The 21,096-nt window shown below is 37.1% G+C and carries 21 protein-coding genes; all 21 read left to right on the top strand.

The genetic code is table 11. The annotated features are described in order from the left end of the window. Positions 1 to 63: 63 nt before the first annotated feature. The 21 genes from aroA (at position 64) to RG565_RS03095 (ending at position 21,012) form a co-directional block, all read left to right on the top strand. Entirely contained in the window at positions 64 to 1,347 is a 1,284-nt protein-coding gene (aroA, locus tag RG565_RS03195) for a 3-phosphoshikimate 1-carboxyvinyltransferase (protein WP_247937008.1), read from the top strand. Beyond that, complete coding sequence (locus RG565_RS03190; RefSeq protein WP_247937009.1) at positions 1,340 to 1,816, top strand: shikimate kinase; 477 nt, start codon at positions 1,340 to 1,342, stop codon at positions 1,814 to 1,816. The genes aroA and RG565_RS03190 overlap by 8 nt, the downstream gene beginning before the upstream one ends. Further along, positions 1,813 to 2,646 carry a prephenate dehydratase gene (gene pheA, locus RG565_RS03185; protein ID WP_174720672.1) on the top strand — a complete coding sequence of 278 codons (834 nt, stop codon included), beginning with the start codon at positions 1,813 to 1,815 and terminating at the stop codon, positions 2,644 to 2,646. Before RG565_RS03190 ends, pheA begins: the two co-directional genes overlap by 4 nt. A gap of 12 nt (positions 2,647 to 2,658) precedes the next feature. Beyond that, complete coding sequence (locus RG565_RS03180; protein WP_247937010.1) at positions 2,659 to 3,996, top strand: LCP family protein; 1,338 nt, start codon at positions 2,659 to 2,661, stop codon at positions 3,994 to 3,996. Positions 3,997 to 4,071: 75 nt separating this feature from the next. Next, the gene (gene rlmD / locus RG565_RS03175; RefSeq protein ID WP_308937451.1) at positions 4,072 to 5,703 is read left to right on the top strand and encodes a 23S rRNA (uracil(1939)-C(5))-methyltransferase RlmD; all 1,632 of its coding nucleotides are present in this window, start codon (positions 4,072 to 4,074) and stop codon (positions 5,701 to 5,703) included. 18 nt (positions 5,704 to 5,721) lie between these two features. Continuing rightward, the gene (locus RG565_RS03170; protein ID WP_005541379.1) at positions 5,722 to 6,003 is read left to right on the top strand and encodes a CD1845 family protein; all 282 of its coding nucleotides are present in this window, start codon (positions 5,722 to 5,724) and stop codon (positions 6,001 to 6,003) included. Positions 6,004 to 6,090: 87 nt separating this feature from the next. Then, the gene (locus RG565_RS03165) at positions 6,091 to 6,870 is read left to right on the top strand and encodes a replication initiator protein A (RefSeq protein ID WP_005541378.1); all 780 of its coding nucleotides are present in this window, start codon (positions 6,091 to 6,093) and stop codon (positions 6,868 to 6,870) included. Continuing rightward, a complete protein-coding gene (locus RG565_RS03160) occupies positions 6,867 to 7,718 on the top strand; it encodes an ATP-binding protein (RefSeq protein WP_005541377.1) in 852 nt (283 codons plus the stop codon). The genes RG565_RS03165 and RG565_RS03160 overlap by 4 nt, the downstream gene beginning before the upstream one ends. After that, complete coding sequence (locus RG565_RS03155; protein ID WP_005541374.1) at positions 7,715 to 8,200, top strand: PcfB family protein; 486 nt, start codon at positions 7,715 to 7,717, stop codon at positions 8,198 to 8,200. The genes RG565_RS03160 and RG565_RS03155 overlap by 4 nt, the downstream gene beginning before the upstream one ends. Continuing rightward, positions 8,197 to 9,978, top strand: a complete 1,782-nt coding sequence (locus tag RG565_RS03150) for a VirD4-like conjugal transfer protein, CD1115 family (RefSeq protein WP_308937450.1) — start codon at positions 8,197 to 8,199, stop codon at positions 9,976 to 9,978. The genes RG565_RS03155 and RG565_RS03150 overlap by 4 nt, the downstream gene beginning before the upstream one ends. An 80-nt stretch (positions 9,979 to 10,058) precedes the next feature. After that, on the top strand, positions 10,059 to 10,427 hold the full coding sequence (locus tag RG565_RS03145) for an EXLDI protein (RefSeq protein WP_003042548.1): 369 nt from the start codon (positions 10,059 to 10,061) through the stop codon (positions 10,425 to 10,427). Positions 10,428 to 10,957: 530 nt separating this feature from the next. Then, positions 10,958 to 11,269 (top strand): single-stranded DNA-binding protein, encoded by a 312-nt coding sequence (locus RG565_RS03140; protein ID WP_247937012.1) that lies wholly within the window; start codon positions 10,958 to 10,960, stop codon positions 11,267 to 11,269. A 3-nt stretch (positions 11,270 to 11,272) separates the two neighbouring features. Then, the gene (locus RG565_RS03135) at positions 11,273 to 11,488 is read left to right on the top strand and encodes a Maff2 family mobile element protein (RefSeq protein WP_003042805.1); all 216 of its coding nucleotides are present in this window, start codon (positions 11,273 to 11,275) and stop codon (positions 11,486 to 11,488) included. 19 nt (positions 11,489 to 11,507) lie between these two features. Continuing rightward, the gene (locus RG565_RS03130) at positions 11,508 to 12,371 is read left to right on the top strand and encodes a VirB6/TrbL-like conjugal transfer protein, CD1112 family (protein WP_247937013.1); all 864 of its coding nucleotides are present in this window, start codon (positions 11,508 to 11,510) and stop codon (positions 12,369 to 12,371) included. A 17-nt stretch (positions 12,372 to 12,388) separates the two neighbouring features. Then, complete coding sequence (locus tag RG565_RS03125) at positions 12,389 to 12,652, top strand: conjugal transfer protein (RefSeq protein WP_247937014.1); 264 nt, start codon at positions 12,389 to 12,391, stop codon at positions 12,650 to 12,652. Between the two features lie 3 nt (positions 12,653 to 12,655). Then, a complete protein-coding gene (locus RG565_RS03120) occupies positions 12,656 to 13,045 on the top strand; it encodes a PrgI family protein (RefSeq protein WP_011860787.1) in 390 nt (129 codons plus the stop codon). Further along, complete coding sequence (locus RG565_RS03115) at positions 12,957 to 15,386, top strand: VirB4-like conjugal transfer ATPase, CD1110 family (protein WP_022525416.1); 2,430 nt, start codon at positions 12,957 to 12,959, stop codon at positions 15,384 to 15,386. The genes RG565_RS03120 and RG565_RS03115 overlap by 89 nt, the downstream gene beginning before the upstream one ends. 3 nt (positions 15,387 to 15,389) lie before the next feature. Continuing rightward, a complete protein-coding gene (locus RG565_RS03110) occupies positions 15,390 to 17,522 on the top strand; it encodes a CHAP domain-containing protein (RefSeq protein WP_247937015.1) in 2,133 nt (710 codons plus the stop codon). Positions 17,523 to 17,533: 11 nt separating this feature from the next. After that, positions 17,534 to 17,773, top strand: a complete 240-nt coding sequence (locus RG565_RS03105; RefSeq protein ID WP_000711884.1) for a hypothetical protein — start codon at positions 17,534 to 17,536, stop codon at positions 17,771 to 17,773. After that, complete coding sequence (locus RG565_RS03100; RefSeq protein WP_247937016.1) at positions 17,748 to 19,208, top strand: CD1107 family mobile element protein; 1,461 nt, start codon at positions 17,748 to 17,750, stop codon at positions 19,206 to 19,208. Before RG565_RS03105 ends, RG565_RS03100 begins: the two co-directional genes overlap by 26 nt. A gap of 97 nt (positions 19,209 to 19,305) precedes the next feature. Next, positions 19,306 to 21,012 carry a DNA topoisomerase 3 gene (locus RG565_RS03095; RefSeq protein ID WP_247937017.1) on the top strand — a complete coding sequence of 569 codons (1,707 nt, stop codon included), beginning with the start codon at positions 19,306 to 19,308 and terminating at the stop codon, positions 21,010 to 21,012. Positions 21,013 to 21,096 lie beyond the last annotated feature (84 nt).

The raw sequence follows: 21,096 nt of genomic DNA, 5'->3' as shown, positions 1-21,096 counted from the left end.
TCTTTTGTTTCCCTCCTCTTTTTATGGTACAATATGTAAAAAGAATCAGGTATGAGGTTTTCTATGCAGTTACGTACAAATGCAAAGGGGTTAGCTGGGTGCATTCGTGTGCCAGGTGATAAGTCTATTAGTCATCGATCGATTATGTTTGGTAGTTTGGCCAAGGGAGTGACAACGGTTCACGATATTTTGCGTGGTGAAGACGTCTTATCCACCATGCAAGTTTTTCGTGATTTAGGTGTTCAAATTGAAGATGACGGCAATGTAGTAACGATTCATGGAGTGGGTTTTGCTGGTCTTCAAGCGCCGACAAACAAACTGAATATGGGAAATTCTGGAACCTCCATTCGCTTGATTTCAGGTGTATTAGCTGGGCAAGATTTTGCGGTGGAAATGTTTGGCGATGATAGTTTATCTAAACGTCCTATGGATCGCATAACGGTTCCTCTTCGTCAAATGGGGGTGCAAATCGCTGGACGAACCAATCGTGATTTGCCACCGCTCACCATTCATGGGAATAAGAACTTACAGCCTATTCATTATACCTTGCCTGTGGCATCTGCTCAGGTTAAATCTGCTTTGATATTTGCAGCTTTACAAGCTCAGGGCGAGTCTGTCATTGTGGAAAAAGAAATGACCCGCAATCATACAGAAGATATGATTAAACAATTTGGCGGTCAGATTTCTGTCAATGGAAAGGAAATCCGCATTCAAGGTGGACAAGAGTTTACTGGACAGAACGTGTTGGTACCAGGAGATATTTCTAGTGCGGCTTTCTGGATAGTAGCAGGACTTATCATTCCCAATTCTAAGATTATTTTGGAAAATGTTGGTATCAATGAAACACGGACTGGCATTTTGGATGTTGTTAAAGCTATGGTTGGAAATATAAACTTGTCCAATATAGACAGAGTTACTAAGTCTGCTACTATAACGATAGAGACATCTGAATTAGTCGGCACAGAAATTGGCGGAGAAATTATTCCACGTTTAATTGATGAATTGCCCATCATTGCACTTTTGGCTACTCAAGCTAAGGGGCAAACGGTGATTCGTGATGCAGAGGAACTAAAAGTAAAAGAAACAGACCGTATCCAAGTTGTGGCAGATGCACTAAATAGCATGGGGGCTGATATTACTCCGACAGAAGACGGCATGATTATCAAAGGGAAAACGTCTCTTCACGGTGCTAAAGTTCATACATTTGGTGACCACCGAATTGGCATGATGACGGCTATTGCAGCTCTTTTGGTGAACGACGGTCAAGTCGAGTTGGTGCGCGCCGAAGCTATCAATACGAGCTATCCAAATTTCTTTGCTGATTTGGAGGACTTACTTCATGGCTAAGATTTTGATTGGTTTCATGGGGGCTGGAAAGTCAACGATTGCTAGCTTGCTAGATGAAAATTTTATCGATATGGATGAGCTTTTATCAGAGAAACTGGAAATGCCAATTAAAGAATATTTTGAGCAGTATGGCGAAGCAGCTTTTCGGCAAAAAGAAAGTGAATTATTAAAAGAATTGCTACAGTCAGAACAAGTCATCTCAACTGGTGGTGGCATCATCAGCAATGCTCAAAATCGCGAGTTGTTAAAGCAGAACGCTGAAAATATTTATTTAAAAACAGATTTTGAGACACTTTATCAGCGTCTTGAAGAGGATCAAGAACACCAGCGCCCACTTTATTTGAACAATAGCAAAGCTGATTTGAAAAATCTTTTCGAGCAACGTCAGACTTGGTATGAAGAAGTGGCTACAAAAGTTATTGATGTGACTACTCTGACGCCTAAACAAATCGTGGAGGTGTTGCAATGAAAATTGGATTTTTAGGTCCGAAAGGGTCTTTTTCTCATCATGTGGCACAAGAAGCTTTTCCAGCAGATACGTTAGTGGCTTTTGAAAATATCACGGAAGTTGTAAAAGCCTACGAGACAGGAGAAGTGGATTATTCTGTAGTGCCAGTTGAAAATTCAATTGAAGGAAGCGTTCATGAAACATTGGACTACCTTTTTCATCAGGCAGCCATTCATGCTGTGGCAGAAATCGTCCAGCCAATCAAGCAACAATTATTGGCAACGGCAGCTGATAAGCCAATAGAAAAAATCTTTTCTCATCCGCAGGCAATTGCGCAGGGGAAAAAATATGTTCGCCAGCATTATCTACAAGCTAAAATCGAAATAACAGCTAGCACAGCTTATGCGGCTCGTTTTGTGGCTCAGCATCCAGAAGAAAATTATGCAGCTATTGCGCCAAGGAGTGCAGCTAGTGAATACGGTCTGCAGATTATTGCAGAGAATATTCAAGAAATGGCTGAGAATTTCACCCGTTTTTGGTTGCTGGGACAGTTGATTCCGACTTTGCCATTATATCCTAAGGAAAAGAAAATAACGCTTGCTTTGACTTTGCCAGACAATTTACCCGGTGCTTTATATAAAGCTCTTGCAACTTTTGCTTGGCGGGGAATTGATTTGACAAAGATTGAAAGCCGCCCGTTGAAGACCGCTTTGGGAGAATATTTTTTCATTGTGGACATCAATAATGAAAAAGAGGATTTAGTGTCATTTGCGATGAGAGAGCTAGAAGCAATTGGCATTACTTATAAAATTTTAGGAAAATACACCGTTTATACTATTTCAGAACAGTAGATTGGAGCAATCATGGATAAAAAATCAGATAATCTCAGCCACCATGAGCAGTTGAGACTGGACTATCTTTACAAAAATATCCATTATTTAAATGAACGCGAGAAAAAAGAATATCAATATCTTCTTAGAAAGCAAGAAGGAGACCAAAGAGTAGAGTCAGCTCGTGAAGCAAGAGCTACCTTTTCTGACCAACAAGTGCCTGAGAATTTTGGTTACACCGAGCAGGGACTCCCTCAATATCCAGAGAGAAGTCGCCGTAATAAACGATTTAAATCAGAGCGTATACCAACTAATGCGGCTGAAAGTGTTGTAGAAAATACACCCAAGCCTAAAAAGGAAAAGCGGCATAGAAAAATACGTGTGAAGCGGATTCTAGCTTGGCTTGCTTTAATTTTGGTTCTCATTGTAGGGGGCATGTTGTTCATGTTTATAAAAGGCTTGAACACTTCAAAAAACAACCCAAATGCCAAAGCTGCCCAAACAGAAGTCTTTAATGGGAAAGATACCAAAGACGGTGTGAATATACTTATTTTGGGTACAGATGGACGAATTGGTCAATCTTCTTCTGAAACGCGGACAGATTCGATCATGGTCTTAAATGTCGGTGGAAAAAATAAAAAAATGAAGCTCGTCAGTTTCATGAGAGATACGCTCGTTCACATTGATGGAGTCAGTCAAGGTTCTGGTTATGATCAAAAGTTAAATGTAGCATATGCCATTGGGGAGCAAAATAACAATCAAGGCGCTGAATTAGTACGTCAAGTGCTGAAAGACAATTTTGATATTGACATTAAATATTATGCCTTGGTTGATTTTTCAACTTTTGCGACAGCTATTGATACCCTTTTCCCAAATGGTGTTGAAATGAATGCGAATTTCTCGACTATCAATGGCGAAAAAGTGAGTGAAGTTCAGGTGCCAGATGACCTCAATATGAAAGACGGCGTGGTCCCAGAGCAGACGATTAAGGTTGGCAAACAGCGAATGGACGGACGCACGCTTTTGAATTATGCGCGTTTCCGTAAGGATGACGAAGGAGATTTCGGCCGAACACGTCGCCAACAAGAGGTGATGAGCGCGATTATTCAGCAAGTCAAAGACCCAACGAAGCTTTTTACAGGCTCTGAAGCGCTTGGAAAAGTATTTGCTTTAACCTCGACCAATGTTCCGTATAGTTTTTTACTAACGCACGGCTTGTCTTCTCTTACCAACGCTCGTAATGGTGTTGAAAAGGTGACCATTCCTGAAAATGGAGATTGGATAGATGCCTATGATATGTATGGCGGTCAAGGCTTACTAGTTGATTTTGAAGCCTATAAAGCAAAATTAGCACAATTAGGACTCAGATAAATGATATAATAGAAAGTGATGATGCGGTCGCTTTCTTTTTTTGGGAAATGGCAGAGATGATAGAAAGAGAAATATATGTTAAAAAAGAATGATGTGATAGAAGTTGAAATTGTGGATTTGAGCCATGACGGTGCAGGAGTGGCTAAGGCAGAGGGGTTGGTTTTCTTTGTAGAGAATGCTCTGCCTACGGAACGTATCCGTATGCGCATACTGAAAGTCAATAAAAAAATTGGTTTTGGCAAGGTAGAAGCCTATCTGACGAAATCCCCTTATCGAAACGAAGATGTTGATGTGGCTTATCTGAGGACAGGTATTGCTGACCTTGGGCATCTAAAATATAGTGAGCAAATGAAGTTTAAAACCAAGAAAGTTAGAGATAGTCTTTACAAGATTGCTGGAATTGCAGATATCGAAGTGGCACCAACCCTTGGTATGGAGCACCCACTACATTATCGAAACAAAGCGCAGGTTCCTGTTCGCCGTGTCAATGAACAACTGGAAACGGGATTTTTCCGAAAAAATTCGCACGATTTAATGCCAATTGAGGATTTTTATATTCAGGATCCAGTTATTGACCAAGTCGTTTTGGCAGTGCGGGATTTGTTGCGTCGTTTTGACCTGAAACCTTACGATGAGAAAGAGCAATCTGGTCTGATTCGTAATATTGTGGTTCGTCGTGGACATTACTCTGGTGAAATCATGGTTATTTTAGTGACAACTCGTCCCAAAATTTTCCGTATTGATCAGTTGATAGAGCGATTAGTTGCGCAATTTTCGGCTATTAAGTCTGTCATGCAAAATATTAACAACCAGCCAGGTAATGCGATTTTGGGGAAGGAATTTCGTGTACTGTATGGACAAGATTATATTACTGACCGCATGCTAGAGAATCACTTTCAAATTGCTGCCCCAGCATTTTACCAAGTCAATACAGAGATGGCAGAGAAGCTGTATCAAACGGCGATTGATTTCGCTGAGTTAAGTACAGAGGATATTGTAGTGGATGCCTATTCGGGGATTGGCACCATTGGATTGTCAGTTGCGAAACATGTCAAAGAAGTCTATGGCGTGGAGGTCATCCCCCAAGCAGTTGAAAATAGCAAAAAGAATGCTGAGCTAAACGGTATTAGCAATGCCCATTATATTTGTGATTCAGCAGAAAATGCTATCAAAAAATGGCTGAACCAAGGTATAAAACCTAGTATCATCATGGTCGACCCACCACGTAAAGGCTTGACTGAAAGTTTTATCAAATCAAGCGTCAGTATGAATCCAAAGAAAATCGTCTATATTTCCTGCAATGCCGCCACCATGGCACGTGACATCAAGCTCTATCAAGAACTAGGCTATAAACTCACAAAAGTTCAGCCAGTGGATTTATTTCCAATGACGCATCATGTGGAGACGGTAGCGTTATTGTCCAAACTTGATGTCGACAAACATATAGATGTTGAAATTAAGCTTGATGAGCTTGATTTGACAAGTGCTGAAAGTAAAGCGACTTATGCACAAATCAAGGAATATATATTGGAAAAATTTGATTTAAAGGTTTCGACACTCTATATTGCACAGATTAAAAAGAAATGTGGAATTGTACTGAGGGAGCATTATAATAAATCAAAAAAAGAGAAACAGGCTATTCCACAATGCACACTGGAAAAAGAGGAAGCTATTATGGATGCGTTAAAGCATTTTAAAATGATTTAGTAGAAATGGAGGGTATTTATGAGATGGATAATAAAAATAATCTTATTTCCAATCAGCTTGCTGCTGAGTATCCTTACTGCCTTTCTGACATTTATACTTGGCATAGGAACAACTATTCTGTATTTCTTAATGCTGATGTGTATAGTTGCTGCAATAGGATCATTTATGCAAAAAGATATATCACTTGGCATTGAGGCATTGGTATTAGGATTTTTGTTAAGTCCTTATGGAATACCGATGGTCGGAGCAGCTGTTATAGCATTCCTTCAGGGAATCAATGAAGCAATAAAATCAATCTAAAAAAATTCATACAAATGGTTACCAAAGGCGATAGAAGAAAAACTATCGTCTTTTTCTTTGCCAATTTTTTGGGGAGGAGGTGAAGCGATGGACTTTGACTATTTCTATAACAGAGAAGCAGAAAGATTTAACTTTCTAAAAGTACCTGAAATATTGGTAGACGGAGAAGAATTTAAGGGACTGTCTGCTGAAGCAATTATCCTTTATTCTATGCTTTTGAAACGAACAGGAATGTCCTTTAAGAATAATTGGGTGGACAAGGAAGGCAGAGTATTTATCTATTTCACAGTCGAAGAAATTATGAGAAGAAGAAATATCTCAAAGCCGACAGCTATAAAAACATTAGATGAACTCGATATGAAAAAAGGAATCGGACTGATTGAAAGAGTAAGGCTTGGGCTTGGTAAGCCGAATGTCATATATGTTAAAGACTTTATGAGCATATTAGCGGTAAAAGAAAATGACTTTCAGAAGTCAAAAAACTTAACTTCAGAAGTAAAAGATTTTAACCTCAGAAGTAAAGAAAATGAACTTCAGGAAGTTCAAAATCTTGACTCTAACTATATAGAGAATAATAAGAGTAAGTATAGTAAGAGAGAATATAGTTTTGGTGTAAACGGACTTGGAACATTTCAAAATGTATTTTTAGCTGCTGAAGATATATCCGATTTACAAATCATAATGAACTCACAGCTTGATAATTACATTGAAAGGCTATCTGCATATATCAAAAGCACCGGAAAGACATATAAAGACCATAAAGCAACAATCCTTTCTTGGTTCTATAAAGATCAGGGGAGAGGAAAAGAAGTGAAAACATCAAATATACCGACATGGGAAGAATATGATAAAGGAGAACACCTATGATGAAAGAATTGGAAAAAGTAATGATAGAGGATGTAGAGTACTCTTATGATCCTGAAAAAGAGTATATCAAAGATGGACACGCCTATTGCAAAGTCTGCCATGAAAGAAAAGACGGAAAAGTGATGGAGTTCTTTGATAACAAGATGATATTTAAGATTTCTTGTAAATGCGATAGAAATAGAGAAGCAAAAGAAAAAGAAAGACAAAAGCAGATGGAGATTGAACGATTAAAGAGTAGCTGCTTTAACTCGATTATTCAGTGGTCATACACATTTGAAAATTATCAGGGAGAAGAAAATCAAAGCCTTATCATTGCAAAGAACTTTGTAAAAAAATATGAGGAAATGAAAAAAGAAAACATCGGACTCCTTTTTTATGGCTCAGTAGGTAGCGGAAAGACCTATCTTGCCTGCTCCATTGCAAATAGCCTTATTGAACAGTATCGAATAAGCGTTAAAATAAGAAATTTTTCACAGATTATCAATGAACTGCAAAAGGGAGGATTTGATTTTGACAAGAACGCATATATAGAATCGCTTGTGAATACGTCTGTTCTTATCTTGGATGATTTAGGAATTGAAAGAGATACAAGCTATGCTAAAGAGCAGGTATATAACATTGTGAATAACAGGTATTTAAAACAGAAACCGACTATTTTCACCACAAACCTTTCTTACGACACAATTGTAAATTGTACAGAAAGTGTGGAGTATCAGAGGATTTATTCACGAATTATAGAGATGTGTATTCCTGTTATGGTTGTAGGAGAAGATTTTAGAAAGGCTATTCAAAAGGATAAGCTGGCTCGTAATAAAGAGAGGTTACTGAACGGAGGTGAGAGAACTTGATCAATGAAGAAATAGCAAGAAAAACGCTGAATATGGAAGTAAGAGCTGCTAAAGTAACAGGAAAGCTAATTCTGAACTTATTAAAGAAACTGATGAAAGAAGCAGAAAAGCTTGGAGGATTTGAAAAACTTGTAAATAGCAACGGAAATGAAGTAAAGCTAAAAGATATGGTTAAAAAGGGACAGCTTGAAGAAATTCCGGTTGAAGAAGCAGAGCTTAAGGAACTGAAAAAAGAACTTAATCGGTATGGCGTAAAGTTTTCAGTCATGAAAGATAAGGAGAGTGGGAAATATTCAGTATTCTTTCAAGCTAAAGATATGAAGGTTATGGAGAAAGCCTTTAAGCATGCCCTGTCAGAATCGGAAAAGAAAACGGAAAGAAAAGAATCTATCCATAAGAATATTGAAAAGTTCAAGGAAATGGCTAAAAACTCTGTTTCCAAAGATAAAATCAAGAATAAACAAAAGGAGCAGAGCCTATGATAGATAAGATATTAAAGGACATCAAAGGCTTATTTAAGGTGCAGGATAAGGTAAAGTTTCTAAAGCAGAATATTCCCTATCTTGCATTTTTCTATTTAGGAAACATCTTTTCAAATCATGTAAGAAGCTATGTTGGAGGAGATGTGATAGATAAAATATTTCAGGGGATATTGGAGCTTAACACAATGAGCTTTCTTCCGAGTATTCATCCGGCGGATATTTTAATAGGTATAGGAGTGGCTACTTTAATCAAATTCATTGTCTATACAAAAGGGAAAAACGCTAAAAAGTTTAGGCAGGGAAAAGAGTATGGATCGGCAAGATGGGGAACTAAAAAAGATATAGAGCCATATATGGATGAAAAGTTTCAAAATAATATTTTGCTTACACAAACTGAGCGATTAACAATGAATGGTAGACCGGCTAATCCAAAGTATGCGAGAAATAAAAATGTGCTTGTTATCGGTGGTTCAGGAAGTGGAAAAACCCGATTTTATGTAAAACCAAACCTTATGCAAATGCACAGTAGTTATTGCGTAACCGATCCGAAAGGAACGATAGTCCTTGAGTGCGGCAAGATGCTTGAGAATAATGGCTATGAGATTAAAATCTTAAATACCATTAACTTCAAAAAGTCCATGAAATACAATCCCTTTGCCTATATCCGTTCTGAGAAAGACATTCTGAAATTGGTGCAGACAATCATAGCAAATACGAAAGGAGAGGGCGAAAAAGCAGGTGAAGATTTTTGGGTCAAAGCTGAAAAGCTCTACTATACAGCCCTTATCGGCTACATCTTCTATGAAGCTCCAAGAGAAGAAAAGAACTTTGCAACACTTCTCGATATGATAGACGCTTCAGAAGTTAGAGAAGATGATGAAACCTATATGAATCCGATAGACAGACTCTTTGAAGCACTGGAAAAGAAAGAGCCTACACACTTTGCAGTCAAGCAATATAAAAAGTACAAATTGGCTGCGGGAAAAACGGCAAAATCTATTCTTATCTCTTGTGGTGCAAGACTTGCTCCATTTGATATTAGGGAACTTAGGGACTTGATGAAAGAAGATGAACTTGAGCTTGATACCCTCGGAGATAGAAAGTCAGCACTCTTTGTTATTATCTCTGATACAGACGATACTTTTAACTTTGTAGTTTCCATTATGTACTCACAACTTTTTAATCTCTTATGTGATAAGGCAGATGATGTATATGGCGGACGATTACCTGTTCATGTGAGATGCTTGCTTGATGAATTTGCAAACATCGGCTTAATTCCAAAGTTTGAGAAACTTATAGCAACAATCCGTTCCAGAGAAATATCAGCAAGTATCATACTTCAAGCACAATCTCAGTTAAAGGCAATCTATAAGGATAATGCCGATACAATCGTAGGTAACTGTGATAGTACCTTGTTCCTTGGTGGCAAGGAGAAAACTACACTAAAAGAATTGTCTGAAACACTGGGAAAAGAAACGATAGATTTATATAACACATCGGAAACAAGGTCAAATCAAAAGTCTTTCGGACTTAATTATCAAAAGACAGGTAAGGAACTGATGAGCCAAGATGAGATTACTGTAATGGACGGTAGTAAATGTATTTTTCAGCTTAGAGGTGTAAGACCTTTTCTTTCAGATAAATTCGACATCACAAAGCATAAGAACTATAAGTTCTTAGAAGATTATGACAAGAAGAATGTGTTTGATATTGAAGAATATATAAAGAGAAAAGGCAAGGTTAAGCTTAATAGAAATACGGTAATTACAAGATTGTAAGATTTACTGTTATAACTATATGGTCGAGGGTATATTTGATATAATAGAGCTAGATAAATTTGAATTTGTGGAGGTTTTCTATGAAGTATGAAGAAATTAAATTAAATATTTCAAATGATAAAATTAGCAATTACAAAGTATTTAAAGGGATGAAGCTGTATTCTGAAATATTTAAATCCGAAGATGAAAAGAAGTTAATAAATAAAAGAGTATTTGTAACTCCAAAAGGAAACTATGTTTATTATGAAAGGACAGATATAAATTGGAACTATTGGTCAGATAAAACAAGATATGATTCGAGTTTTGAATTAAGTGATATAAAACATAATATAGTATTTGAAGTATCAACAGAATTGACTAAGTTTACAAAATATTTAGGAGAAGAAGTAGTCAAAAAAATTATGTTTAAAGAAAAAAATGGAGAAATAGTAGAAGTACTGGATATTTAGTACATCTTGAACTCCCTAGTTATTAGATTAAATAAATTTGGAATTTTGGAGGTATCCGTTTATGAAATGGTATAATTATACGGCTAAACAAGAAAAAAGAAATTTTCAAAAAGTAATTGCTGTATGAATAGTAGGTGCAATTTTAATTCTACTTATTCGTATAGTTTTTCATACTATTTTGTAAGTAAAATATAAATCCCAGTTTGTTGAACTGAAAAATTGAATACTAAATGCGTAAGACGATAGAAAAGAAAAAAATCTATCGTCTTTTTTCATACCTATTTTCAATTTATATTGCGATCAATAAATAGGGGAAACTCACTAATTAGCGAACTAGTATTTCAAGTACCTTTCACTAATATATACACGACAAAATGCTAATTCACTTAAATATGTTAAAGACAATAAAGGAGATAAGATGATAAGGATCAGAAGTCCCACTAAGAAAAAACTAAATAGTAAGAGTATCAGCGATTGGAAAAGAAATACTCCAGTCGCTTTTTTATTGAATTGAAAAGGAGAAATTTTTAATGAAGCAGGAAATGATTAACATCAACGCCAACTTAGTGGCGGAGCCTACCTTCTCAAGTTTTGAAAATGAAGGAGAGAAAGTGGAAGTTGCAAACTTCACGCTTGTAAAAAAGTACGGTAAAGGCAAGGAGTACATCAACTGTGCAGCCTATGGAGAAAAAGCAGAGAAGGCAAATGACTTTGAAAAAGGTGATTTAATCCACATCTTTGGCTACTTTAAGAAGCGTGAAAAAGAGGGAAAGACTTACAAAAACTTTGTAGTGAAGTCCTACAACAAAATTGAAAAGAAAGAAGAAAATGAGGAGGAATAACTTATGGCATTTTTTACACAGGCAGTTAATGTATTAAAGATTTTGGTTATGGCAGTAGGTGCAGGACTTGGAGCATGGGGCGTTATCAACCTGATGGAAGGATATGGTAATGACAATCCCGGTGCTAAGAGCCAAGGTATTAAGCAGCTTATGGCTGGAGGAGGTATCGTTCTTATCGGACTTAAGCTCATTCCACTACTTGCGGGTGTACTCAATTAAGAAGAAAAGGAGAGCTTAGATGTTTGGAATATTCGACAAGATAGAAGAATTCTTTAAGGAGCTTCTACTGGGCGGTATTCAAGCAAACTTAGAGTCCATGTTTCTTGACATCAACGATAAAGTTGGTGCAGTTGCAACAGATGTAGGAAAAACTCCTATGGGATGGAACGGAGATGTATTTGCCTTTATCAAAAGCATTAACGATTCCGTTATCATTCCAATAGCGGGACTAATCATCACAGCAGTTCTTTGTATCGAGCTTATCAATATGGTAATGCAAAAGAACAATATGCACGATACAGATACCTTTGAATTTTTCAAGTACATCATCAAGATGTGGATTGCTGTATGGTTAGTATCCCATGCCTTTGAGTTTTCAATGGCAGTTTTTGATGTGGCACAGCACATGGTAAATAAGGCGGCAGGGGTGATAAATACCTCTGCCACCGTTTCCGGAGATCAGATAGTAGCAATGATGGATACCCTAAAAGAAAAGGGGCTTGGAGAACTTGTCATGATTCTCTTTGAAACCTCACTCATCAAGGTTGCTATACAGGTAATATCCGTTGTGATTATGCTTGTAGTTTACGGAAGAATGTTTGAGATTTATGTTTACTCATCGGTTTCAGCCATTCCATTTGCCACAATGGGAAACAAGGAGTGGGGACAGATTGGAACAAAATACATCAAAGGACTATTTGCACTTGGACTACAAGGACTCTTTTTAATGGTTTGTCTTGGAATTTACGCAGTTTTAGTTAAGACGATTAAGATAACAGATATCCACACAAGTACAATGACGATACTTGGCTATGCGGTTTTGCTGGGGTTAATGATGCTAAAGAGCGGAACACTGGCCAAAAGCGTATTAAATGCACATTAAAAGAAAGGAAAGATAGTATGGATAAAAGAAAAACAGTATTTACAGCAGTAGTAATTGGAGCAGGCATTATGGCGATAATTGATAGAATCAGGCTTCATAATAAGGTGGAAGAATTGGAAGAAAGAACAGATGACATCGGTCGCTGCCATAATGATTTTTACCTAATGCAGCAAAGATATAACAAGAACACAGACGAACAGCTTGCGACTATTCAGGAAGAAATCGGCTCTGTATATGAACACTTTGAGGAGCTGTCAAAGGGTAAAGAAGATGGGAGGTAAGATATGGCATATGTACCAATCCCTAAAGACTTAAATAGGGTAAAGACAAAGGTTGCTTTTAACCTAACGAAAAGGCAGCTCATAGGCTTCACACTTGCAGGACTGGTTGGAATACCAGTCTATTTATTTATAAGGAAGTTTGTGCCAAATGACATAGCTGTCATATTCCTTATCGTGTCCACGCTTCCTATCTTTTTCATCACACTATTTGAAAAGGACGGACTGACCTTTGAGAAATATTTTAAGCACATCTACCTTCATAAGTTTTATCAGCCAAAAAAGAGAGTGAGAAAGGAGGTTTACCTTGAACAAGAAAAGAAAAATTCAGCAAATAAAACTCATGCAAAACGAAAAGGCATTGAGAAGTCAAAAGCGGGACTTAAAGAAAAGTAATTGCAAGTCAAAAAAAGATAAGGGAGGAATCCTTGACCTTATCTTTAAGAAAGAACCGAAAAGATATACGGTAGAAGATACCATTCCCTATCTAAGGCTTTTAAAAAGCGGAATATGCCAGCTTGATGAAAGGCACTTCAGTAAAAGTATAGCCTTTCAGGACATTAACTATCAGCTTGCCTTAGATGAAGATAGGGACTTGATTTTTAATCAGTTTGCAAACTTTCTAAATTCCTTTGATCCGAGCATCAGCATTGAGTTTTCATATATCAATCAACTCGGACGAAACGAAGAAATGAAGTCGGCAATTCAGATACCGGATAAAAAGGACGGTTTTGACGATATACGCTTTGAATTTAGAGAGATGCTTAAAAGCCAGATTGTAAAGGGAAATAACGGACTTAAAAAATCAAAGTATGTAACCTTTACAGTGGAAGCGGATAATTTAGAACAGGCAACATCAAAACTTGAAAGACTGGAGATAGATATATTATCTAATCTAAAGAGCATGGGTGTGAGAGCAGAAAGCCTAAACGGAGAAGAAAGGCTAAAGATACTTCATGATGTTTTAAATCCGAATAAGACCTTTGAATTTTCCTACAAAGACCTAAAGAAAAGAGAAAGCACAAAGACATATATTGTGCCTGATGAGTTTAACTTTACACCGAGTAGATACTTTAAGTTTGGCAAATTCATTGGAGCAACAAGTCATTTTCAAATCCTTGCCAGTGAGCTTTCAGATAGGATGTTATCCGAGTTTTTGGATATTGACGATAACATCAATATTTCCTTTCACATTAGGGCAATCGACCAATCGGAAGCCATTAAGATGGTAAAACGAAAAAACACTGATATTGATAAGATGAAGATTGAGGAAAATAAGAAGGCGGTAAGAAGCGGTTATGATATGGACATTCTTCCATCGGACTTAATTACCTATGGTGAGGATGTAAAGAGCCTCTTAAAAGACTTGCAGACAAGAGATGAGCGAATGTTTGTAGTAAGTATCGTCTTTATGAATTTTGCAAGGACAGTGCAAAAGCTCGATAATACCATTGCTCAGATAAGCTCTATTGCAAACAAGCATAACTGTAAGCTGAAAAGACTTGACCATTCTCAGGAACAAGGTTTAGTGAGCGTGCTGCCTCTTGGTGTAAATAAGATTGAGATAGATAGAGGATTGACAAGCTCATCAACGGCAGTCTTTATGCCATTTACTACTGAGGAGCTTTTTATCAACTCAAGTAACAGTCTGTACTATGGACTAAATGCCCTAAGCCATAACCTGATTATGGCGGATAGAAAGAAATTAAAGAACCCAAACGGTCTTATCTTAGGAACTCCCGGAAGTGGTAAATCCTTTAGTGCCAAAAGAGAAATGGCAAATGCAATTTTGGTAACAGATGATGATGTGATTATCTGCGATCCGGAAGGAGAGTATGGAAACCTCGTAAGGCAGTTTAAGGGAGAAGTCATTAAGGTCAGCAGTAAGTCAAAGGATTACCTGAATCCCCTTGATATAAACATGAACTACGGTGATGGGGATGCACCGCTGAAAGACAAGGCAAACTTTATCATGAGTATGCTTGAGCTTGTAGTAGGTGGTAGTGGTCTTACAGCAGAAGAAAAGTCCGTTATAGATAGGTGCCTTCCTAAAATCTATGAAAAGTATTTTGAACATCCTACTCCTGACAATATGCCAATACTGCAAGACCTATACGATATGTTAAAAGGACAGGAGGAAAAGGTTGGTAAGAAGCTGGCAACAGAGATGGAAATCTATGTATCAGGTTCTCTTAATGTCTTTAATCACAGGTCAAATGTGGATTTGAATAAGAAGCTCCTTTGTTTTGATATTAAAGAACTTGGAAGTCAGCTAAAGAAAATAGGAATGCTTGTTATTCAGGATCAGGTGTGGAATAAGGTGTCACAAAACAGAGGAAACAAGGCTACAAGGTACTATATCGACGAGTTTCATTTACTTTTAAAAGATGAACAGACAGCATCCTATTCGGTTGAGATTTGGAAACGTTTTAGAAAATGGGGAGGTATCCCGACAGGTATCACGCAAAATGTCAAAGACCTACTTATGAGTAAGGAAATTGAAAATATCTTTGATAATACGGACTTTGTCTTAATGCTAAATCAGGCTTCAGGAGATAGAGAGATACTTGCAAGAAAACTTAAAATCTCACTTCCTCAGCTTAGATATGTTACCAACTCCAATGAGGGTGAGGGACTACTATTCTTTGGAAATACTATTGTACCTTTCCTTGATAAGTTTCCGAAAGATACAATTTTATATCAGAAGATGACTACCAAGCCGGAAGAAGTGAGGTAACCTATGGGAAAGAAGCTGAAAAAGGACTTTAAGGAAAGGCACAAGGCAAGCATTGAAAAAGAAATGCTCCATAGTGAAACAAACATTATACCTGAAGAAAGTAAGCTAAAGGATACCGATGATTACAGAGGAAAAATCGTTCATGAGAAAGATAGATTTCAGGATAAGGTTCATAAAAAGATAAGCAAGATAAATGCTGATAATGAAAAGGATTATGGAAATTCCAAGAGAAACGCAAAATATAGAGTTTCAGATAAGGGGAGCATAACTTCTGTAACTGAAACTGGAAGAGCGGATTATGTTACAGAGGTTAAGGATGGGAAAATCTATGATCCTTTAGGAAAAGACCTTGATAATGATGGGATTATAGACAGATACGATAATGACTTTAGGGATAGCGACTACTTTGAGTCAACCTATGATGTCGAGGATAATCTTCATCATAAAGCAGAAAATACAAATAGCTTCTCAAAAAGCCAAAAAGCTCAAAAGAAAAATTATAAGAGAAAAAACTATACCGAAAGCCTTTATACAAGGAAAAAGGACGATGCACCAAAGGGAAATAAGGCTGATGATAAAAAGGCGGGAAAAGATGCTGTCAGCGGAAAAGTTTATAGCAGTATTTATAAAGAGCAGAAGAAAAAGCTAAAAAAAGACATGGTAAAGGTATCTGCCCTTTCAGGACTTGCTAAAGGAAGTGAAACTGTAAGAGATTACTTGTCTCATGGAAGTGATGAAAATCAAGGAGTGGAAGCAGGAGAAAAGACAGCAGATACAAGCTCCAAGCTCATTCATGGCATAAAGAAGTATTCTGATAAGAAAAGAGCTAAAAGAGGCTATGACCTTGCAAATAAGGACTATAAAATCAGAAAGCGTAAGTCAAAGTTGGAATTTCGTGATGCCAAAAAGGAACTGAAAAAGACGGATGAGTATAAAAGAGCAAGTGCCTATAAAAGATTTCAAAAGAAAAATCAGGTAAAGGCAGCAATTTCTCGTGAGAATAAGTCAAGGCTTAGAGATCGAATTAAAGAGGGACTTATCGGAACACTGAAAAGCTCAAAGGATATGATTATCCGAAAAGCAAAAGGACTAATGCTTATTTTCATAGGTATCATTATCTTAGGGACTTTTGTGATTAACTTTGCAGGAACGGGAATGACAGGCTTTATGAATTCTACAAGCTCTGTGCTTACAACAAGCTATTTATCAAAGCCAAATGTCCTAAGTGAAATCAATCAGAACTTTTCTGCTATGGAAAAGGAACTTCAAAATGAGGTTGATAATGTCAAAAGTAACCATCCCGGCTATGATGAGTACATCTTAAATAACACAGAGTATATCGGTCATAATGTTCATGAGCTTTTATCCTACATTACATCAAGGTGCGGAGAGGTAAAGAGTGTATCGGAAGTAGAATCCATATTAAAAGAATTATTTGATTCCATGTATGACCTTGAGTATAGGGAAGAAATTGAAATCAGATACAGGATGGTTACAAAAACCTATACCGATGAAGATGGCAATGAATATACCGAAAGCCACGAAGAACCTTATGAGTATAAAAAACTCATCGTAACGCTTCATAAAAAAGAGATGGACAGCATTATCCGAAAGGTCTTTGCAAACTATCCCGATAATCTAAAGCACTATGAAGCCTTGTTCCTTGCACAAGGCAATATGGGAGAAGCCTTTGGTAATTCTGACCTTATCAGTGCAAATGGAGGTATCGGCGGTGGAAAAGAGTATGAGGCATCTACGGAAGTACAAAAGAAGATTGTTAATGCTGCATACATTACGCCATCTCCGGGTGCAGGCTGGTGTGCCATGTGGGTATCACAGGTCTATCAAAATGCAGGACTTGGATATATAGGCGGGAATGCCTGTGATATGTACCGAAACTATACCTTTACATCAGATAGGTCAAAGCTCAAGGTCGGAATGCTTGTGGCAGTCGAAAGCAGCAGTAGCGGAAGCAGTGCAGGGCTTACCTATGGTCATGTAGGTATTTACATTGGAGATGGAAAAGTGATTGATAACATCGGTCGAATAAGAGTAACTACCTTAGATGATTGGATAGCAACATTTTGTAAGCACCATCCCGTAGGATTCGGTTTTCCGCCAAATGTAAAGAAATAGGAGGTAACAATTTGAAAAAGGAACTGATAGCAGTAAAAAACAGAATAAAGAAGTTAAATGATAAAAAGGCTCTGATTGATGAAGAATTGGAGCCTTTATTCATTCGTGAAGAAGAGCTTGAAAATGAAGAAATCATTGCCATTTGCAGAAAGAATAACATCACAATCAGCGATTTGATGGCAAAGGTAAACAGACAAAAAGCAGAAATGAAAAAGGAGAAAACAAATGAAAACCAGTTTGAAAAAGAATAATAAGTTTTGGACGGTAGCACTTGCGGTAATTGTAAGTATTAGTTGTATTTTAGGTCTTTGGACGGTTGTTTATGCACAGGAGCAAAAATCTGAAGCTCCAACAAAAAACGAAGCTGTTCAAACGGAAGTTGAAGTAAATGTAAGGTATATCTTTGAAGATGAAAAGGTCTTTAAGGAAGAAAAGATAAAGGCTGAGAAAGGACAACTTATTGATAGCGGAGATCTTCCAATGCTCCCAGATGATATGAAATTCATTGATGAGTTTCTGTTTTATGAGGTAAAGGGAGATGGAAAAGATGAGATTATCCGTAAGGTAGCAAAGATAGAGGTTAAGGATAAGGAAACGCAGACAGAGCTTTCTAAAGACGATATTTCAAAAATAGAAAAAGAGGCAAAAGAGCTTCAGGATAAACTTGATAAGTTAAATTGCGAACTTAAGGACAAAGACAAATTAAGTGATAAGCAAAAGAATAAAATTAAAGACCTTGAAGATGAAATTGATAGCCTAAAAGAAAAAATGAAGAAAGATAAGGGAAATAAGGACTTATCAGAAGATATGAAAAAGGAAATAGATAAGCTGACGGAAAAGGTGAAAGAGCTTGAGAAGAAGGCAACTGAAACAAATAAAGCTCCTGTAACATCACAATCAGTTACACCGATTAGTCCTATTTCCGGAATTAAGACAAGTTCAGGTATTTCTCCTCAAACACCTGTAAGCAACAACAGCAAAGGAACTTCTGAAACAACAAGTTCAGGGACTGTTACAAAGGATACGGCTAACGCAGAAACAAAAGAAAAGGAAATTCGTTATCCCAATAAGTTGACGGCAAAAGCTCCTGCGAATAATAGTCAGGATTCATCAATGGGGTCTGCAAGTAAGAGTGTAAATACCAACAAGGGAGTAGCTTCATCTCCATCAAAGGCGAGAGCATCCGTTACGGAGAATAAAGATAATGCAAATAAGGAGTATCCGATTCATCATGGAGATAGCAGCGATAACAAAGAAACGGATAAGTATTCGGCAGATGCAAGGCAGTTTATTACCTTTCAAACGAAAAATGGTAAGACCTTTTATTTAATCATCAATCATGATGAAGATAGTGAGAATGTAATGCTTCTTACGGAAGTATCTGAAGATGATCTCTTAAATATGGTAGAGAAAAAAGAAGCACCAAAGCAGGAAGTAGTAAAAGAAGAACCTGTTAAGGAAGAAATAAAGCCTGAGAAGAAAGACGAAAAGAGTAATTTAGGAACCTATATTATTTTGCTTCTTGTAGTAGGTGGTGCATTAGGAGCGGGCTACTATTTTAAGGTTGTAAAAAAGAAAGAAGATAAAGAACTTGAAGCCTTAGAGGAGGAAGATGATGATTTCTTTTCTGAAGCTGAAAGTGAGGAAGAAATAAATGATGCAGATGAAGTAGAAGATGAAGAATAAACGCACCTAAAAACATATTATTTTGGGTGCAAAGTTAGGGCGGGAGAGTAATATCTTTCGCCCTATTTTATTAGTTAAAACAGGAGGAAAAACAGAAATGAAGTTAGTAATTGCGGAGAAACCAAGTGTTGCAATCTCCATTGCAAAGGTTATTGGAGCAAATAAAAAGAAAGACGGATATTATGAAGGAAACGGATATAGGGTGAGCTGGTGTGTTGGACATTTAATTCAAATGGCAAATCCGGATGCTTATGATGAAAAGTACGCCAAGTGGAATATGGCTGATTTACCGATTATTCCGAGCGACTACAAGTATGAAGTAGCAAAAGCAACCAAGAAGCAGTTTAACATCCTTAAAAAGCTGATGAATGATAAGGAGGTTGATACGGTTATCAATGCCTGCGACGCAGGTCGTGAGGGAGAAAGTATTTTTAGGCTTGTATATAATCAAGTGAATTGTAAAAAGAAGATGAAACGCCTTTGGATTTCTTCAATGGAAGATAGTGCCATTAAAGAGGGCTTTGATAATCTAAAAGACGGAAAGGACTATGATAATCTCTTTGAATCGGCACAGGCAAGAGCGATTGCGGATTGGTTAGTCGGAATGAATATTAGTAGGCTCTACTCTTGTCTGTATCAGCAAAATTACAGTGTTGGCAGAGTGCAGACACCTACTCTTGCCATGATTGTAAAAAGAGATGATGAGATAGCAAATTATCAGAAAGAAAAATATTACACAGTAGAGCTTTCTACAAATGGTTTTACACTATCAACGGATAGAATTGATGATGAAGTTGCTGCTGAACAGCTCTTAAATTTAGTGGGCGATAAGATTGAAATTACCGATGTCATTCAGAAAGAGAAAATAACAAAACCAGACTTGCCATTTGACCTGACAACACTTCAAAGAGAGTGTAATAAATACTTTGGATATAGTGCCAAGCAGACACTTGATTATGCCCAAAGCCTTTATGAGAAAAAGCTCATCACCTATCCAAGAACAGACAGCAGATGTTTAACGGAAGATATGATTGTAAGTACGGTTAATAACATTTTAGGTAAGAATGACTTTGACACAGGGCGTATTAAGGTAGTATTTGATTCTAAAAAGGTTACGGATCATCATGCGATTATTCCGACAATCAGTTCATTAAAGGAAGATGTTTCGGAGCTTCCTCCAAGCGAAGCAAAAGTTTATTTCCTTATATCCGATAAATTTCACGCAAGTGTAGGCTATCCACTCATTGAAAATATAACGAAGATAGTAGCTGAATTTGACGGCTTTGAATTTACAAGTTCAGGAAAGGTAATTAAAGACGAGGGGTTTACAAAATATCTTAAAGAGTATAAGTCCAAGAGGAATGAGGATGTAGAACTTCCTAATGTAAATGTTGATGATGCTTTAAGCATTGAAAATAAAGAGATTAAAGAAAAATTTACCCAACCTCCCAAGCACTTTACAGAAGATACGCTTCTAAAGTCTATGGAGATTGCAGGAAATGACACACTTGAAAAAGGTGTAGAAGTGGAAAGAAAAGGTCTTGGCACACCTGCAACAAGGGCAGGAATTATTGAAAATCTAATCTTTAAGGGCTTTGTAGAAAGGGATAAGAAAAATCTTGTAGCCACGCATAAAGGGATTAGCCTTGTAACAATAGTATCCGATACCTTTAAATCAGCAGAAACAACCGCAAAATGGGAAATGGAATTATCGGATATTGCTCAGGGAAAATCTTCAAAGGAAGAATTTTTAGAAGCGATTGAAAATGAGCTAAAAGAGGCTGTTCTGACATACGCAAAGTAAGAGGTAACTAATTTCAGAGTGGAAAAAATCCTCTAAAAATGCTATAATATAAGCAATTTATTTGTAATTGTTAGGAGAATTAAG

This window comes from Streptococcus sp. IsoGale021 (assembly GCF_031142795.1).
In the GTDB taxonomy this organism is placed as follows: Bacteria; Bacillota; Bacilli; order Lactobacillales; family Streptococcaceae; genus Streptococcus; species Streptococcus hominis.
Note: the sequence above shows the minus strand (reverse complement) of the source record. Positions and strands in the feature narration are given on the sequence as shown.

What these genes read in the sequence shown, in the direction of transcription:
- RG565_RS03125 (WP_247937014.1), top strand. Translation starts at nt 12,389, where the DNA reads ATGGATAAAAGAAAAACAGTATTTACAGCAGTAGTAATTGGAGCAGGC.
- RG565_RS03140 (WP_247937012.1), top strand. Translation starts at nt 10,958, where the DNA reads ATGAAGCAGGAAATGATTAACATCAACGCCAACTTAGTGGCGGAGCCT.
- pheA (WP_174720672.1), top strand. Translation starts at nt 1,813, where the DNA reads ATGAAAATTGGATTTTTAGGTCCGAAAGGGTCTTTTTCTCATCATGTG.
- rlmD (WP_308937451.1), top strand. Translation starts at nt 4,072, where the DNA reads ATGTTAAAAAAGAATGATGTGATAGAAGTTGAAATTGTGGATTTGAGC.
- RG565_RS03130 (WP_247937013.1), top strand. Translation starts at nt 11,508, where the DNA reads ATGTTTGGAATATTCGACAAGATAGAAGAATTCTTTAAGGAGCTTCTA.
- RG565_RS03170 (WP_005541379.1), top strand. Translation starts at nt 5,722, where the DNA reads ATGAGATGGATAATAAAAATAATCTTATTTCCAATCAGCTTGCTGCTG.
- RG565_RS03110 (WP_247937015.1), top strand. Translation starts at nt 15,390, where the DNA reads ATGGGAAAGAAGCTGAAAAAGGACTTTAAGGAAAGGCACAAGGCAAGC.
- RG565_RS03135 (WP_003042805.1), top strand. Translation starts at nt 11,273, where the DNA reads ATGGCATTTTTTACACAGGCAGTTAATGTATTAAAGATTTTGGTTATG.
- RG565_RS03180 (WP_247937010.1), top strand. Translation starts at nt 2,659, where the DNA reads ATGGATAAAAAATCAGATAATCTCAGCCACCATGAGCAGTTGAGACTG.
- RG565_RS03120 (WP_011860787.1), top strand. Translation starts at nt 12,656, where the DNA reads ATGGCATATGTACCAATCCCTAAAGACTTAAATAGGGTAAAGACAAAG.
- RG565_RS03150 (WP_308937450.1), top strand. Translation starts at nt 8,197, where the DNA reads ATGATAGATAAGATATTAAAGGACATCAAAGGCTTATTTAAGGTGCAG.
- aroA (WP_247937008.1), top strand. Translation starts at nt 64, where the DNA reads ATGCAGTTACGTACAAATGCAAAGGGGTTAGCTGGGTGCATTCGTGTG.
- RG565_RS03095 (WP_247937017.1), top strand. Translation starts at nt 19,306, where the DNA reads ATGAAGTTAGTAATTGCGGAGAAACCAAGTGTTGCAATCTCCATTGCA.
- RG565_RS03100 (WP_247937016.1), top strand. Translation starts at nt 17,748, where the DNA reads ATGAAAACCAGTTTGAAAAAGAATAATAAGTTTTGGACGGTAGCACTT.
- RG565_RS03190 (WP_247937009.1), top strand. Translation starts at nt 1,340, where the DNA reads ATGGCTAAGATTTTGATTGGTTTCATGGGGGCTGGAAAGTCAACGATT.
- RG565_RS03145 (WP_003042548.1), top strand. Translation starts at nt 10,059, where the DNA reads ATGAAGTATGAAGAAATTAAATTAAATATTTCAAATGATAAAATTAGC.
- RG565_RS03165 (WP_005541378.1), top strand. Translation starts at nt 6,091, where the DNA reads ATGGACTTTGACTATTTCTATAACAGAGAAGCAGAAAGATTTAACTTT.
- RG565_RS03160 (WP_005541377.1), top strand. Translation starts at nt 6,867, where the DNA reads ATGATGAAAGAATTGGAAAAAGTAATGATAGAGGATGTAGAGTACTCT.